This window comes from Nostoc sp. ChiQUE02 (genome assembly GCF_034531305.2).
Classification (GTDB): Bacteria; Cyanobacteriota; Cyanobacteriia; order Cyanobacteriales; family Nostocaceae; genus Nostoc.
Genome location: NZ_JAVRBN020000008.1, coordinates 35,910 through 50,557, shown reverse-complemented (window position 1 = coordinate 50,557; position 14,648 = coordinate 35,910). Strand labels below are relative to the sequence as shown.

The following is a 14,648-nucleotide window of genomic DNA, read 5'->3' as shown; positions in this document are numbered from 1 at the left end:
ACCACTTTCCGTATAGTAGAAAATTCATAATCGATAATCCAGATATTGATTCTAAGGAGAGTGTTGACCGAAACAGAAAAGCATACAGAGCAATTAAATTTATGGAAATTTTGAATTTTGAATTTAGAGCAAAGCGACGTGACTTATGTGTATAGAATTTGGGCGGGAAATTTGCGGCAATCTTGACATTGCAGAATCGCGGGAGTGGTTAGTTACTAACGGTATTGGTGGTTACGCCTCTGGGACTGTGGCTGGTTTATTGACCCGTCGCTATCACGGATTACTAGTAGCAGCATTGAAACCACCTCTGGGTCGTACCTTAATGGTGGCAAAACTAGATGAAACTGTATTGTATAGCGATCGCTCTTATTCTCTAGACACCAATCGTTGGGCAGATGGTATTGTCAGTCCCCACGGTTATCAACATATTGAACGTTTTTCTCTGGAAGGTGCAATTCCTGTATGGCGTTTTGCTGTTGCCGATGCCTTATTAGAAAAACGGGTGTGGATGCAACAAGGCGCTAACACAACTTATGTCCAATATACTCTGCGTCGTGCCACCCAACCACTGAAGTTGACACTCAAAGCAATGGTCAACTACCGCGATTATCACAGCGACACTCAAAGCAATGATTGGCAGATGTCTGTTGAGCAGGTGGAGCAGGGGATTTGTGTAACTGCTTATGCGGGTGCTGTACCACTGTATCTGTTGAGCGAGCGCGGTAGTGCATCTGTTGCCCACAATTGGTATTATGGCTTTGACTTAGCAGTTGAACGCTATCGAGGATTGAGAGATAAAGAAGACCATCTCCACGCCGCCACCTTTGAAGTTACACTGAATCCTGGGGAAGCGATCGCGTTTGTAGCCAGCACAGAAAAACAACCAAATCTCAATGGCGAAGCCACACTTAAGTTACGTCGCGCTCAAGAGCAGAAGCTAACAGGATTTTGGAAAACTAATCAATCGCTCAACACTAAGGAATTACCTAGCTGGATCAACCACTTAGTACTAGCTGCTGACCAGTTTATTGTCGATCGCTCATTGCCAGAAGACCCCCACGGTAAAACCATCATCGCTGGTTATCACTGGTTTAGCGACTGGGGACGCGACACCATGATTAGTCTACCTGGTTTGACAATTTCCACTGGTCGCCCAGAGGTAGCACGCTCGATTCTTCGCACCTTTGCCAGATACGTAGACCAGGGAATGTTACCAAATCGCTTTCCCGATGCAGCTGAGCAACCAGAATATAATACAGTCGATGCCACTCTCTGGTACTTTGAAGCAGTCCGCGCCTACTACAGCGCTACAGACGATGATAATTTGCTTGGTGAACTCTTTCCAATACTTGCAGACATCATTAATTGGCACTGTCGCGGTACACGCTACAACATCCACCTCGATGCAGCCGATGGCTTACTTTATGCAGGTGTTGCAGCTGTGCAACTGACTTGGATGGATGCCAAAGTTGACGATTGGGTAGTTACGCCCCGAATTGGCAAACCGATTGAAGTTAATGTCCTCTGGTATAATGCTTTACGGACAATGGCAAAGTTTGCCCGTCAGCTTGGTAAACCACACCAAGAATATGAGGCAATGGCAGACCGTGCTCAGTATAGATTCTCTCGCTTCTGGAATGACCAGACAGGTTATTGTTATGACGTTCTAGACAGTCCTGATGGTGATGATGCGGCGTTGCGTCCTAACCAAATATTTGCTGTGTCATTACCAGAAAGCCCACTAACACCTGCCCAGCAAAGGAGTGTGGTGGAAGCTTGCGGGCGAATGCTGCTGACTTCTCACGGGTTGCGTTCGCTAGCCCCTGACCATCCCCAATATCAAGGTAAATACGGTGGCAATCAGTATCAACGTGATGGAGCTTACCACCAGGGGACAGTTTGGGGTTGGTTGTTGGGGCCCTTCGTCTTAGCACACCTGCGCGTCTACAAAAATCCTGAGCAGGCTCGTCAATTTTTGGAACCAATGGCTAATCATCTCAAAGCACACGGTGTTGGTAGTCTCAGCGAAATTTTTGATGGTGATGCTCCGATGACTCCACGGGGATGTATTGCCCAAGCGTGGACAGTAGCAGAGGTTTTGCGTGCTTGGTTGGCGACAGCGAGTTCATCTAGGGAATAACTCAGGACTTAAAGAGCGGTTTAATGGTTATGGTGCGATCGCATAAAACTCTATAATTACTCACCACCAATATCTTTGTCTTCAATATCCCTGGAAAATACGGAAATCATCTCTTGAAGCTGATCTATAATTTCTTGTGCTTGTAGCTCTTGGGCAATATCTAATGCTTGCTGTAGCTGCTTTAATCCTTCATCGGATTTATTTTGGGCTAGCAATAGTTGTCCCAGCAATCCTAAAGTAGCAGGTTGGCTGTTTTTATGATTGATACTGCACTGAAATTCATACGCTTTTCGAGCAAGTTCAATTGCCTCTTCTATATTTCCTTGTTGAGCAGCAAAATTAGCTTGTTCATATAAGCAAACTGCCTCATTGTTCTTTACTACGAAAATTATTTCCTGTAATTCGTCAACTCCATCAAGTTGATTTTCTTGAGCCAAAGAAACCGCCCTTTCCAAATCTTGTACTCCACCTTGATAATCGCCCTGATGTGCCTTGATTTGACCAAGCATTGATAAAACTTCTGAACACCAGTGAACATCCTTTAATATTTCTGAAAGTTCTAAACATTGGTAAGCTAAATTCAATACTTCTTCAAATTCTTGGCTTTCGCATTTTTCCTGAGCCGAATCAAAAAGGTGTCTGAGTTTTTCGTACTGTACTGCAAGGGCAATATTTTCTATCTTTTCTCTCTCAGGAAGATTATGCTGTTTGGCAATCTCAATCGCTTGTGATGCTCTTTTAACACCCTCCGTAAAGTCTCCTTCATGTATCAAAAGGTTTCCCATTGATAACAAAATACGTGCCCTCATTTCTTCATCACCAAGTTGTTCAATCATAGGTAGGGCTTGCTCAAGTAAATCAAGCGCCGCTTTCGCATTACCTTTTTCTGCTTCGGTTGCTGCTGCTTGATACAACTGTACAGGCTTTTTTAGTTGAGTATTCTTAATTAGCCCTCTAAGTTCTTCGACATCTTTAGTCAATTTTAGTTTTTGATAAATATTGAGGGATTCTGTTAAATGCTCAATTGCTACATCTACTTCACCAATAAAGGAAAGAACCTCTCCTAAAAGCTTGAGAATAGTAGCTCGAAGAATAACATCAACAACTAAACTGCATTTTTCTAAAGCTTGCCTTAAAGAATCTGCTCCTGCATCATATTTTTTCTGTTTTATTTGAAGCCGTCCCATTTCTCTAAGGGTAAGGGCATGATGTTTTGGATTGTTAAATTGATTGACTACTGCTAAAGCTGTATTTAATTTTTCTTCGGCATCATCTAAATTATCTTGATCAATCAGTATTGATGCGATTCGTGGCAAAACATGGGCTTGAGTGTCTTTATTCCCAATCTTCAAAGCCAACTCGTAAGAATCTTCGAGAAACTTCAAAGCTTCACTGATATTATTTTGACGCTCATAGAGAATACCTATCTCCTGAAGTGTCATTGCTTCACGCGGTTGATCGCCATTATTTCTGTGCAGTTCGAGAGCTTGATTGTAAAGCTCTAAAGCAAGCTCTCGATCACCACAATCTGAGCGGAAAGTGGCTAGATTATGCAAAAGCAGTGCTTGTAGCCAAGAGTTATCAATTTGGGGCAGTAAGTCTTTTAAGTGTTCAAAAATCTTTCTTGCCTCTTCTATTTCACCTTGTTGTAGTCTTAGGGATGCCGTATTGCTGAGGAGTATAATTGTATCCGCAAGGTTTTGAGACTGCGTTTTGTGTGAAACTAAACTTGGTAATAGATTATCCCAAGCATCAGTTTGACCAAGATCAACTTGAAGAGTAGCAATGTTATTTTGTACAGTATAGAGAAAATTTTTATCTCCTGTTTCTTGAGTAAGTTCTAGTACTTCCATATATAACTTGAGTGCTTCTTCAGGTTCACCTAATTCTCTCTTGATATCTGCCATTTGACTAAGAGACTTAGCTTTGCCGAGCTTATTGTTATCTTTCTCATCAATCTTAATAACCTGCTGACATATATTCAGCGCCTCATGATATTTACCTTGCTTAACGTATAAATCGCCTAAATCATGAAGGATTGAAGCTTTTTCAGTTTCATATTCATCAGAACAAAATTTTATTGCTTCTTGATAGTTATGCAAAGCTTCTTCTACTTCACCAATATGTTCTTGCGCTCTTGCTAAATAGTAGAGGAGTCTAAAAGAGATAATATGAATCCCTAAATAACCATACGCTCCGTCACGGACAAATTTACATAGTGCCGCTACTTCTCTGTACCTTCCTTGCCGGTTGAGCCGCATGACTAAAAACCAATTTGCTCTAGTTAATAAGTCCGGATTCAAAGCTGCTGTTGCAAGTCGATACAACTCAAACAACCTATCAGTAGGCATAGATTGCTCAAAGGGATCATTAATAAGAGAGCTTTCTGATACTTTTTCCTCTGCCTCTATAATCTTTTCAAAACCTTTGAAAAACCATATTGTATCTAAATGTTTCGCAGCAGTTCTGTATAATTCTATGGAATCTTTAGGAAAATCAAGAAGCGGCTCTATAATTCGTGGAACATAGTACAAAGTTTCTTGTTGAGAATGTATACACTCAAGTAAACCTAATGCAACTGCTCTAGAAATATAGCTATTTACATCGAAAGTTTTTGGACAAAGGACTTCTATTGCAGACTGAGGCACTGGTAACTGATAAACCAAGCTAAACCCAAGCATTCGTTGCAATTTAATTGGTTGTCGATTTAGTAATTCCTCTGCCAGAATACTTTCACGGAACTCTTGGGTGGTTTTCTCTACCTGTTCTAGTATTTGTGTTTTACCAACTTGTTGCACTTGTAAAACTTTGTTTAACCACTCCAATAAACGAGGATTACCTGCCGAAGTTCCCAAAGCTTTGAGTTGTAACTCTCCATCGATTTCAGAACCAGGTGCAAAAGATACTAAACGGTTACATTTTTTCTGTAGATCACTACCTGATAAGGCAGCTAACTGCTCTCGATAGAATCGCTGATTTAGCTCTGGAAGTAAAAAATCATATCTGGATGTAATAATAATCCGATGTGGAAGACGCGATTGAGTTATTGCTTTCAACAAAGATATCAAGACTGCTACAGCTTCAGGCTTTAAGACTGCGCTACCGTCTGTTCTCAATTCTAGGTTTGCTTCAAAGTCATCAAGAACAAAGATTAGTCTCTGCGCTTGCTCATTCAGTCCTTCTCGTAAGAATTTGGTTAACTTTTGCGTGAGTGGCAGATTACTTTGTAAAATTTCCTGTCCCGTTGCTGAAAGACATTGTTCAGCAAGCTGCCTTAGCAGCTTATCCTGATCTAATTGCTGATAGATAAAAATTTCGTCATAGCCTTGTAAACGCTCTAAAAGCCTTGCTGCAACAGTGCTTTTACCAACTCCACCTAAACCATATAAAATTACACCTAACTTATCTGCTGCCCGTAATGCTCTCAAGCTACGTTGCATTGTTCTGCGTCTTCCTACAAACTCCTGTGCTGTGGCAACCCGAACAATTCCCTGCGAATCTAGAAACTGTTCATAAATCGGTTCTTCTGGCAACCATACCTGATCGCCTAATGGTTCAACCAATGCTTTTGGACACTGACCTCGGATATAAAGCCTAAGTAGGTGCCAATCCTCTACCTTAGCCTCTCGTAGATATTGATAAGTACTGGCAAGTGCCTCCGAAAGTTCATACCCGGCAGCTAGTTTGCTGTAGAGATATGCTGCGGCTTGTGTTGCTACTACATCTGCGATCGGTCGTCCCCATCCTAAAACGGCTCGACAACCTTGCTCAATTAATGATTCAGCTAAAGAAGATACTGCACCATCACTTGCCGCTTCACCTGTTCGGCAGCCTGATAAAAACACTAGTTGTGGTATGCGAAATCTTAAAGCTGAAGCAATCTCTGATGCGTAAGCAGCACGGAGTTCCCCAGTTTCAGTTTCTGTAATAAAAAATGGTTGCTCATTCTTAATAGATGCATGTCCTGTCAGGTGAAAAACGTCGAATGGTTCACGATAACGTCCCCAGAGTTTGCTTAGTTCTGCAATACAACCACTTTCTTCCACTCGTAAATCGAGAGGAATATCTCTTGTTGCTGTCAAAATTTGAGCCTCTTCCCGCTCAAAATCGAGTGTTGGTGCTACATCCTCTGGCGATGTTGCCATGAATAAAATCCGTAAGGGACGTTGCTGGGTACCTTTTGCCTTCTGAATTAAGTTTTCAATTGACGATACATCAAGCTGTTGTGTTTCATATCTTGCTGGATGTCCTACTGCATAACGCAATTCTACAAAATGCTTTTCAAGCGGTACTAATTTGATGTAAAGCGTTTGCACATTAACTCTCCAACTCTTCTAAGACTGCACAGATGTCTTCAATGGTGGCATTTTCTAAGACCACTCGCACATCGTCAGCTACAAGTACTACATCAAACTTCTTATTAGATCGTTTGTGTTCCTGATACCATTTACGTATTTGTTCTGCGACTGCAACTGTACCTCCTACAATCCCGACCACAGTGCCTATCACTGCCAAAGTACCTTCCTTAGTAGGCACAGAATTTGCTGCTATCTCCCAACTACCTTGTAGACCAGTGGTTTCAAACAGTTTTTCAGCGGCAATATCAGTTTCTTCACCTTCAAGGGAAAGCTTTATCTCTACCATGTGTCAATCGAGTAACTATAAATATAAGTATACTGTTCATTTTTTTTACAAGACACTACCAGCCAGTGATTATGCTCTAAATAGGGTATTCTGCTCAAATTTTTTGGATATTTTTTTATGAAATTTTATTTTATAAAAACCTGATATTCGATTACATATAGATATATAGTGGCTTTTTTAAAGACATCGTTCTTCTCCAAATTTCAAAGTAAAATAGTTGAGATTACTAATAAAAACTAATATAAATTTTTCCTAAGTTTATCCTAAATTTGACTTTACCAATTGTTCTATCAACTTTTAATCAAAGCTTTAGTACCATCTCGGTTAAAGAAGGGATACTCCTGATAGCAAATTAACTAAACTAAAGTGTATATATGCACAGGGTGATATTATGACAAATCTAACCCAAGAAGAGATCAGATTAGCAGAAGCCCTAACTCACAAAGCTCATTGGCGCAGATGGGGGCCATATTTAAGCGATCGCCAATGGGGAACAGTGCGTGAAGACTACAGCCCCAATGGTACAGCCTGGGACTATTTTACCCACGATCAAGCTCGTTCTCGCGCCTACCGTTGGGGTGAAGATGGTATTGCTGGCATTTCTGATAACCATCAACGGCTTTGTTTTGCGATCGCTCTTTGGAATGGCGAAGATTCTATTCTCAAAGAAAGAATTTTTGGTCTAACTGGTAGTGAAGGAAATCATGGGGAAGATGTTAAAGAATATTACTTTTATCTGGACAATACCCCTACTCATTCCTACATGAAAGCGCTTTACAAATATCCTCACAAAGCCTTTCCCTACTCCCGATTAGTTGCAGAAAATCAACGCAGAAGTCGTCAAGAACCAGAATTTGAATTACTAGATACAGGTGTATTTGATGAAAATCGCTATTTTGATGTATTTATTGAATATGCCAAGCATTCTGCTGAAGATATTCTCATCCAAATTAAAGTAGTCAACCGAGGCCCAGAAGCAAAGACACTATACCTGTTACCTACTCTTTGGTTTCGTAATACTTGGTCTTGGAATGGGGATACCAGTAAACCTAGTTTAAAAGAGATCGAATCGGGTAATGGCTTTCATGTGGTTGAGGTGTTTCACTCAACTTTAGGTCAAAGATGGCTGTATTGTCAGGAAGCAAACGAGATTCTCTTTACAGAAAACGAGACAAATTATCAGCGATTATTTGGCTCCCCTAATTTATCTCCCTATGTCAAAGATGGTATTAATGACTACATAGTTAGGGGTAAAAAAGAGGCGGTAAATCAAAATAAAGTTGGTACTAAAGCATCTGCTGATTATTTGTTAACAGTTGGCGCGGGTGAAACACAAATTGTCAAATTGCGCTTGAGTGATGTACCTAATTTAGTTGAGCCATTTGGCAAAGAGTTCGATAAAATTTTCTGGGAACGACAACAAGAAGCAGATAAATTTTATCACCGGATCACACCATTTCCCCTGAGTGAAGATATGCGAAATGTACAGCGACAAGCGTTTGCTGGAATGCTGTGGAGTAAGCAATATTATCACTATATTATCGGGGATTGGCTGAAGGGCGATCGCAATACACCACCACCTCCTCCAGAACGCCAACAAGGCAGAAATCGGGAATGGTTCCATCTCTACAATAAAGATATTCTTTCTATGCCCGATAAGTGGGAATATCCTTGGTTTGCAGCTTGGGATTTGGCATTTCATACTATTCCTTTAGCAATGATTGACCCCGATTTTGCTAAGTATCAGTTGGATGTTTTAACACGGGAATGGTATATGCATCCTAATGGGCAAATTCCTGCCTATGAATGGGCATTTGGTGATGTTAATCCCCCTGTTCATGCTTGGGCAACTTGGCGTATTTATAAGATTGAGCAAAAGATTTATGGACGAGCAGACCGACAGTTTTTAGAACGCGTGTTTCAAAAGCTGATGCTCAATTTCACTTGGTGGGTAAATCGTAAAGATACTGAGGGTAACAACGTCTTTCAAGGGGGATTTCTCGGTTTAGATAATATTGGAGTATTTGACCGTAGTGCTACTCTACCTACGGGTGGACATATCGACCAATCTGATGGTACGAGTTGGATGGGAATGTATTGTTTAAATATGTTAGCGATCGCTCTAGAATTAGCAAAGACTAATCCTGTTTACGAAGACATTGCTACTAAGTTCTTTGAGCATTTCCTTTACATTGCTGATGCCATGAATAAAATTGGTGAAATGGAAGCCAGTTTGTGGAATGATTACGATGGCTTTTACTACGATGTGCTGCATTTACCGGAACGACAAATTACTTTAAAAGTTAGGTCAATTGTAGGATTAATTCCTCTATTTGCCATTGAAACTATTGAACCAGAAACTTTAAAACTGCTTCCCGCTTTTAAAAAGCGATTGGAATGGTTTATCCAAAACCGTCCCGACTTGCGGCAAAATGTGGCTTGTATGGAAACAAAAGGAGTAGGTGCAAGGAGATTACTGGCGATCGTTTCCAGAGATAAGCTCAGAAGTATTCTACAAAAAATGCTGGATGAAAGCGAGTTTTTTGGCCCTTACGGCATTCGGGCACTTTCTAGATTTCATGCTGAAAATCCTTATATTTTTGATGTCAATGGTTCACAATTTCGAGTAGATTATGAACCTGCTGAATCTAGTAGTGGTTTATTTGGTGGTAATTCTAATTGGCGCGGCCCCGTTTGGTTTCCGGTGAATTTCATCCTCATTGAATCTCTACAAAAGTTTCATTATTATCTAGGAGACGATTTCAAAGTGGAATGTCCTACGGGTTCTGGTCAAATGATGACACTTTGGGAAGTTGCATCAGAATTATCTCAAAGGTTAACCAGAATTTTCTTGCAAAATGCCTCTGGTCAACGTCCTGTTTATGGTGGAATACAAAAGTTTCAAAATGATCCACATTGGCAAAATTTGATTTTATTCCATGAGTATTTTCATGGTGATAACGGAAGCGGAATTGGAGCTAGTCATCAAACAGGTTGGACAGGTTTAGTTGCGAAACTAATCCAGCAATTTGGTGAATATGAAGCACAGCATCAAGAACCAGAAATAGAGAAGGATAAAGAAGCGATCCCTCAAACATAAGGACATCCAAACCCGATCTTCTCTAACTTCCTTATTAAGCTCACTTTTTAAGGGAGTTGGGGGATCTTCCGGGGCAAAATATCACTAATATCACGGATATTGAGTTAAAAGAGACGAAGAAATTTAAAATAGCTATTATTTTCTAAAATAGACTATGTTTATTTTAGAAAAAATTTGACTTTTAGCCGCTAATTTCAAACAAGAGTATCAATATCAAACAGATAGTATTAGATATTTTAAGGGAATTCTCAGCAGAAATTAATTTAATTACTAGTAAATGCATTTAGATTATTCTTATATAAAGATTTGCAAATTTGAGAGAACGATGAAATAAAAATATTTAGTAATCTTTTTGGAATATAGGACTCATATTTGATTTTTGAAATATACGTAGTGGCGTGGCAAGGCTAAATTGTTGCAAAAAAATTTGTAGGTTGGGTTGAGGAACGAAACCCAACACTCCTATTAATGTTGGGTTTCGCGTTGCTCAACCCAACCTACATCTAATGCATCATTTTAGCTGTGCCAGGCCAGTAGGGTGTGTTACGCCGTAGGCTAACGCACCGAATGTCTAAATTTATGCATCACTTTTCCCCGTTCCCCATTCTTTAAGACTGTGCGATCGCATTTACCAGTGGAAATCATAACAAACAGATTTACCACAGTAAATAACCAATGGCTTACCAAAACATTACAGGCTCCCTTTCCCCAGAAGATATCCAAGAAATTAAAGCAGCCTTTGCGACTATCCAAGGAAAGATGCCTTTTCTCGTTACCCTGAGTGTGGAAGAACGACGCAAGTTATTTAAGATGGGCGATAAAAGCCTAGTGGTCTGTCCCATTATTCTTGATGGGACACTGCGGGGTTCGAGTTGAATCAGTATGGATATAAATTACCGAAAACACTTTATGGAAAAAGGCTTTCAAGAAAATGAGGTTGTAAAAGTGGATCTCCTGCGATCGCACACTACACATTACTAGAAACAAGCAAGATGTTACAGGTGTAGCGCTTGGTAGCAGTACTGGGTTTACTTTGGCTAATGGTGCAGTGCTAAAAAAGTTTGCACTAGTTTGTGATTGAATTGCGTTCTGGGAGCGATCGCTTGCAAGTTTTACAAGACAATATGCAAGAGTATATAGATAATGGCACGCAACTTGGTTAATTGATAGAAAACAACGCCAAGTTTTTATTTATCATCAATAGTTCGAGTGCCTGTTTCTAAGTTTGAAAAACAATTATTAGGTTTTTTATCTCAGGATACAAGAGAAATACACAGACAGAAGCCTTACTCCTTAAGGGCTTTACATTCACTTTTCTATGAGGTTATTTGGATAGAGTTTCAGCCGAACAATAAGCTATCTATTTCGCCATTTTTTGCCATCATCGCTCTAGTCCATTCTGAAACGCACATTCTTATTCTTCTTCATAAAGGAATTATGGTTAAGGATGGTTGGCAACATTTCACAGTTGACTGGGATTCTCTGAATTGGAATAGACAAAAGTTTCTGTGGAAAGACCTCATTGAAAACCCTAATATACTATGGGAAAAGTTCCTCAACGAAACGATTCAAGAAATTAGGGAATATCTAGTTGAACTGGCTTCAAGTTATGTGTCCCAAAAAAATAAAAATCGGGACTGAGAATTATTTCTCAGTCCCGATAAAAAAGCGGGCTAACCGCTATTTATATGGTTAACCCGTGCAGCTTTGGGAACGCGCAGAGAAATTGTTATTGCAATACCAACTTCACGTTGGCGTTTTGCAGACCGCGCTGTTTTACTTCAGCCAAGGTTTTGTTAACGGCATACTTTTGGTTGATTGAGTTGATCAACTCGGTTTGGTTGTGCTTTTTAGCAACGCCCCACAGGTCAGCGATTAGGTCAAAAGAACCATCGCTGTTGCGAGACCAGCCGAGGTCATATTCGCCTTCCAACACGGCAACGATGTCGGAACGGACACGCTGACCGTTATAACCACGGACATCAGCTTCAGTCTTTACGCTGATACCGAGGTCGCGCAAAGAAGCTTTGAGGATTTCGGCATCGGTGATCTTGGTACGCAGGGTGCTAAAGTGAGACATTTGGGTTTCCTCCAATGAGAAGATTGAGAAAAACGACAACGGTTTGTTTTGGGCGAAGCCGCGCTTAGGAGAATGCGGCTTTTTCTTATAACTGCTAGCATTTTCAGCTAGCCTTTCCCCCTGGGATGGCAGAGGAAAGCTTTTAAAACTCCATTCGCTGATATTCAGCAACGGAGGATGCTGCGGGGCGTGCTCGCTGTCTGGCCCAATCTCTCAGAGCCGTTACTTGTTCTTGCATCGTTCGAGACAGCGGCAAGGTTGCCTTCAGTGCAGCAATAATATCTAATTGGGTGAACTCCCGATCTTGGGCAAAAGCTTCATACATTGCCGCAACGATCGCTTGCTCAACTTCTGCCCCAGAAAAGCCATCAGACATCTTAGCTAGTTGCTCAAGGTCAAATCGAGAGATGTCTTCACGGCGCTTGGTCAGATGAATATTAAAAATCTGCTGCCGTTCTTCCGGTGTTGGCAGATCGACAAAGAAAATTTCATCAAAGCGTCCTTTCCTCAAAAACTCGCCAGGTAAGCGTTCTACTCTGTTGGCAGTTGCCATGACAAACACTGGTGACTTCTTGTCTTGCATCCATGTGAGGAAAGAACCGAAGATTCTACTTGAAGTCCCTCCATCAGAATCAGAGGAACCTCCACTACCAGCAAAGGATTTATCTAATTCATCGATAAACAAAATCGCTGGGGAAATAGATTCTGCTGTTTTCAGGGCGTTCCGCAGATTTGCCTCACTTCGTCCCACCATTGAGCCGTCGTAGACTCGCCCCATGTCCAACCGCAACAGTGGTAAACCCCACAGCCGGGAAGTAGTTTTGGCAATTAATGACTTACCGCAACCGGGAACTCCTAGAATTAACATCCCCTTCGGTTGAGGTAAACCATACTCTCTCGCTCTTTCTGTAAAAGCGTTGGAGCGTTGTTTGAGCCATCTTTTTAACTCTTCTAAGCCACCTACTGCATCAATGGTTTCATCTTCTTCAATGTATTCTAAGATGCCATTGCGCCGAATTAGTTGCTTTTTCTCAGATAAAACGATATCTACTTCATCTTCCGTCAAACGCCCTGTAGTTACCTGCGCCTTCCGGTAGACTTTCTCAGCTTCATCTTTAGTTAGTCCCAAAGCGGCTCTGAGAAGTTTTTCTCTGGCTTCTGTTGTCAGCCGCCGACCACGATTTTGCTCTATATGGTGAGTTAGTACTTTATTCAACTCAACCATATCTGGCAATGTAAAGTCGAGAACGACAACTTCTTTTTCCAGTTCTATAGGTACTTGCTGCATCGGGGACATCAAAACGATGTTCTTCTGCATACCTTTGAAACTAGCGATCGCATCACGTAACGACCTGTTAGTTGCAGGCGCATCTATAAATGGATGTAAATCTTTAAGAATAAATATACTTGGTTCTTTCTGCCGGATGATCCATTCAATCGCCGCCTCTGGAGACACGGTATTATGTTGGGTAACATTCCGGGGTTGACCATACTCCACAATGCCGTGTGTTACTGTCCAAACAAATACTCGGCGCTGAGGCTTTAACAACTGGGCGATTGTGGAAATTGCTTGCTCAGCCCGCTCTTCCTCGGAGGTCACAAGGTAGATTAAAGGGTATTGAGCTTGAATTAGGATATTGAGCTCTTCTTTCATACATCGACCTACTTGAGACCTTATAGAGACAGTAGAGACATTGCTTCTGGTAAAGACAACCGAATCATGAATGAATAATTCATAATTCCTATCTATCTAGCAAGGAACTAACTCTTCCTCACCCTTGGGATGGGTTTCATCTTTATCCATCTCATCAATGGAAAGATGTTCTTGACCAACTATTCCTGGTTGATTGCCTAAAGTAACCAGTTCCCCATCATGTAAGACTAGTGAGCTATCACAAGTTGGGCATGAATAAACTCTATGAGTCCGCCCATAAGAAGAATCTTCTACCTCGTCAACCAATTCTGAATTAGATAGGTAAAAAACGAGGGCACGTTCGGCAAGTTCTGACATTGGTTCGGAATCGACTGCTGAACGAATCTTCAGTTTTCTGTGCAACTCTGGCGATAAATACAAAGTGACCTTTTGCTTAGTTTGCGTTTGCATATAACTCTTTAACGGTCTTACCCGGGTATGTATATCAAGTTATCGGTTCTTTTATTGGTTGTCAAGACAGCAAAACGTTTTAACGCCAATTTTGTTACATTTGTTTACATAAAGGGCTGAAATGCTGTTTCTTGAGTGATAAATCGCTCACTACAAACCTCTCAGAATTAATCAGGACTTACGCACTCAAAACCTGAAACCTCAATGGGAATTAGCGATCGCTAATTAACGATAAAGCAACGATTGTCTGAATTGGCTTATTTTTTAATTATTTGGAGCGTAAGCGGATTAAAGTTGAACACCTTTCCAGTGGTAAACAACTGATATCCACAGGAGATGCCAGCGAATAACACCAGCATAGAAAAAAGGGACACAGAGCCGATTACAACACCACTGGCGATGAATAGAGCAATTCCTATCCCAGTTTCCGATTATCGCGCCCACCCCAATTCAGAGCTACTACACCTCCCATATACAGCAAAATTCCAGGTGGGCTACGTAAATAAACACTGACATAAATACAAGCTTCTCTACTGAGAACTCAAAAGGGAATGGTAAATATCCTGAAAAAATATTGAAT

The 14,648-nt window shown here is 41.0% G+C and carries 9 protein-coding genes; 4 read left to right on the top strand and 5 right to left on the bottom strand.

Translation table 11 applies throughout. The features are described from left to right. Positions 1-145: 145 nt before the first annotated feature. Positions 146-2,140 carry an amylo-alpha-1,6-glucosidase gene (locus tag RM347_RS10725; RefSeq protein ID WP_322721810.1) on the top strand — a complete coding sequence of 665 codons (1,995 nt, stop codon included), beginning with the start codon at positions 146-148 and terminating at the stop codon, positions 2,138-2,140. Positions 2,141-2,196: 56 nt separating this feature from the next. Here the strand turns inward: RM347_RS10725 and RM347_RS10720 are convergent, their stop codons facing one another. Beyond that, positions 2,197-6,456 carry a tetratricopeptide repeat protein gene (locus RM347_RS10720; protein WP_322721809.1) on the bottom strand — a complete coding sequence of 1,420 codons (4,260 nt, stop codon included), beginning with the start codon at positions 6,454-6,456 and terminating at the stop codon, positions 2,197-2,199. 1 nt (position 6,457) lies between these two features. Next, positions 6,458-6,784 carry a hypothetical protein gene (locus RM347_RS10715; RefSeq protein WP_322721808.1) on the bottom strand — a complete coding sequence of 109 codons (327 nt, stop codon included), beginning with the start codon at positions 6,782-6,784 and terminating at the stop codon, positions 6,458-6,460. A 391-nt stretch (positions 6,785-7,175) separates the two neighbouring features. On the opposite strand from RM347_RS10715, the gene RM347_RS10710 reads away from it, so the two are divergent. The 3 genes from RM347_RS10710 (at position 7,176) to RM347_RS10700 (ending at position 11,525) form a co-directional block, all read left to right on the top strand. Then, on the top strand, positions 7,176-9,884 hold the full coding sequence (locus RM347_RS10710; RefSeq protein WP_322721807.1) for an MGH1-like glycoside hydrolase domain-containing protein: 2,709 nt from the start codon (positions 7,176-7,178) through the stop codon (positions 9,882-9,884). Positions 9,885-10,559: 675 nt separating this feature from the next. Beyond that, positions 10,560-10,760: a hypothetical protein gene (locus tag RM347_RS10705; RefSeq protein ID WP_322721995.1), complete on the top strand. Its 201-nt coding sequence runs from the start codon at positions 10,560-10,562 to the stop codon at positions 10,758-10,760. A gap of 333 nt (positions 10,761-11,093) precedes the next feature. After that, positions 11,094-11,525, top strand: a complete 432-nt coding sequence (locus RM347_RS10700; RefSeq protein ID WP_322721806.1) for a hypothetical protein — start codon at positions 11,094-11,096, stop codon at positions 11,523-11,525. An 88-nt stretch (positions 11,526-11,613) separates the two neighbouring features. Here the strand turns inward: RM347_RS10700 and RM347_RS10695 are convergent, their stop codons facing one another. The 3 genes from RM347_RS10695 to RM347_RS10685 form a co-directional block, all read right to left on the bottom strand. Further along, positions 11,614-11,964 (bottom strand): DUF1257 domain-containing protein, encoded by a 351-nt coding sequence (locus RM347_RS10695; RefSeq protein WP_015136553.1) that lies wholly within the window; start codon positions 11,962-11,964, stop codon positions 11,614-11,616. A gap of 142 nt (positions 11,965-12,106) precedes the next feature. Then, complete coding sequence (locus tag RM347_RS10690; RefSeq protein ID WP_322721805.1) at positions 12,107-13,618, bottom strand: AAA family ATPase; 1,512 nt, start codon at positions 13,616-13,618, stop codon at positions 12,107-12,109. Positions 13,619-13,714: 96 nt separating this feature from the next. Beyond that, a complete protein-coding gene (locus RM347_RS10685; protein ID WP_322721804.1) occupies positions 13,715-14,068 on the bottom strand; it encodes a hypothetical protein in 354 nt (117 codons plus the stop codon). Positions 14,069-14,648: the final 580 nt, after the last annotated feature.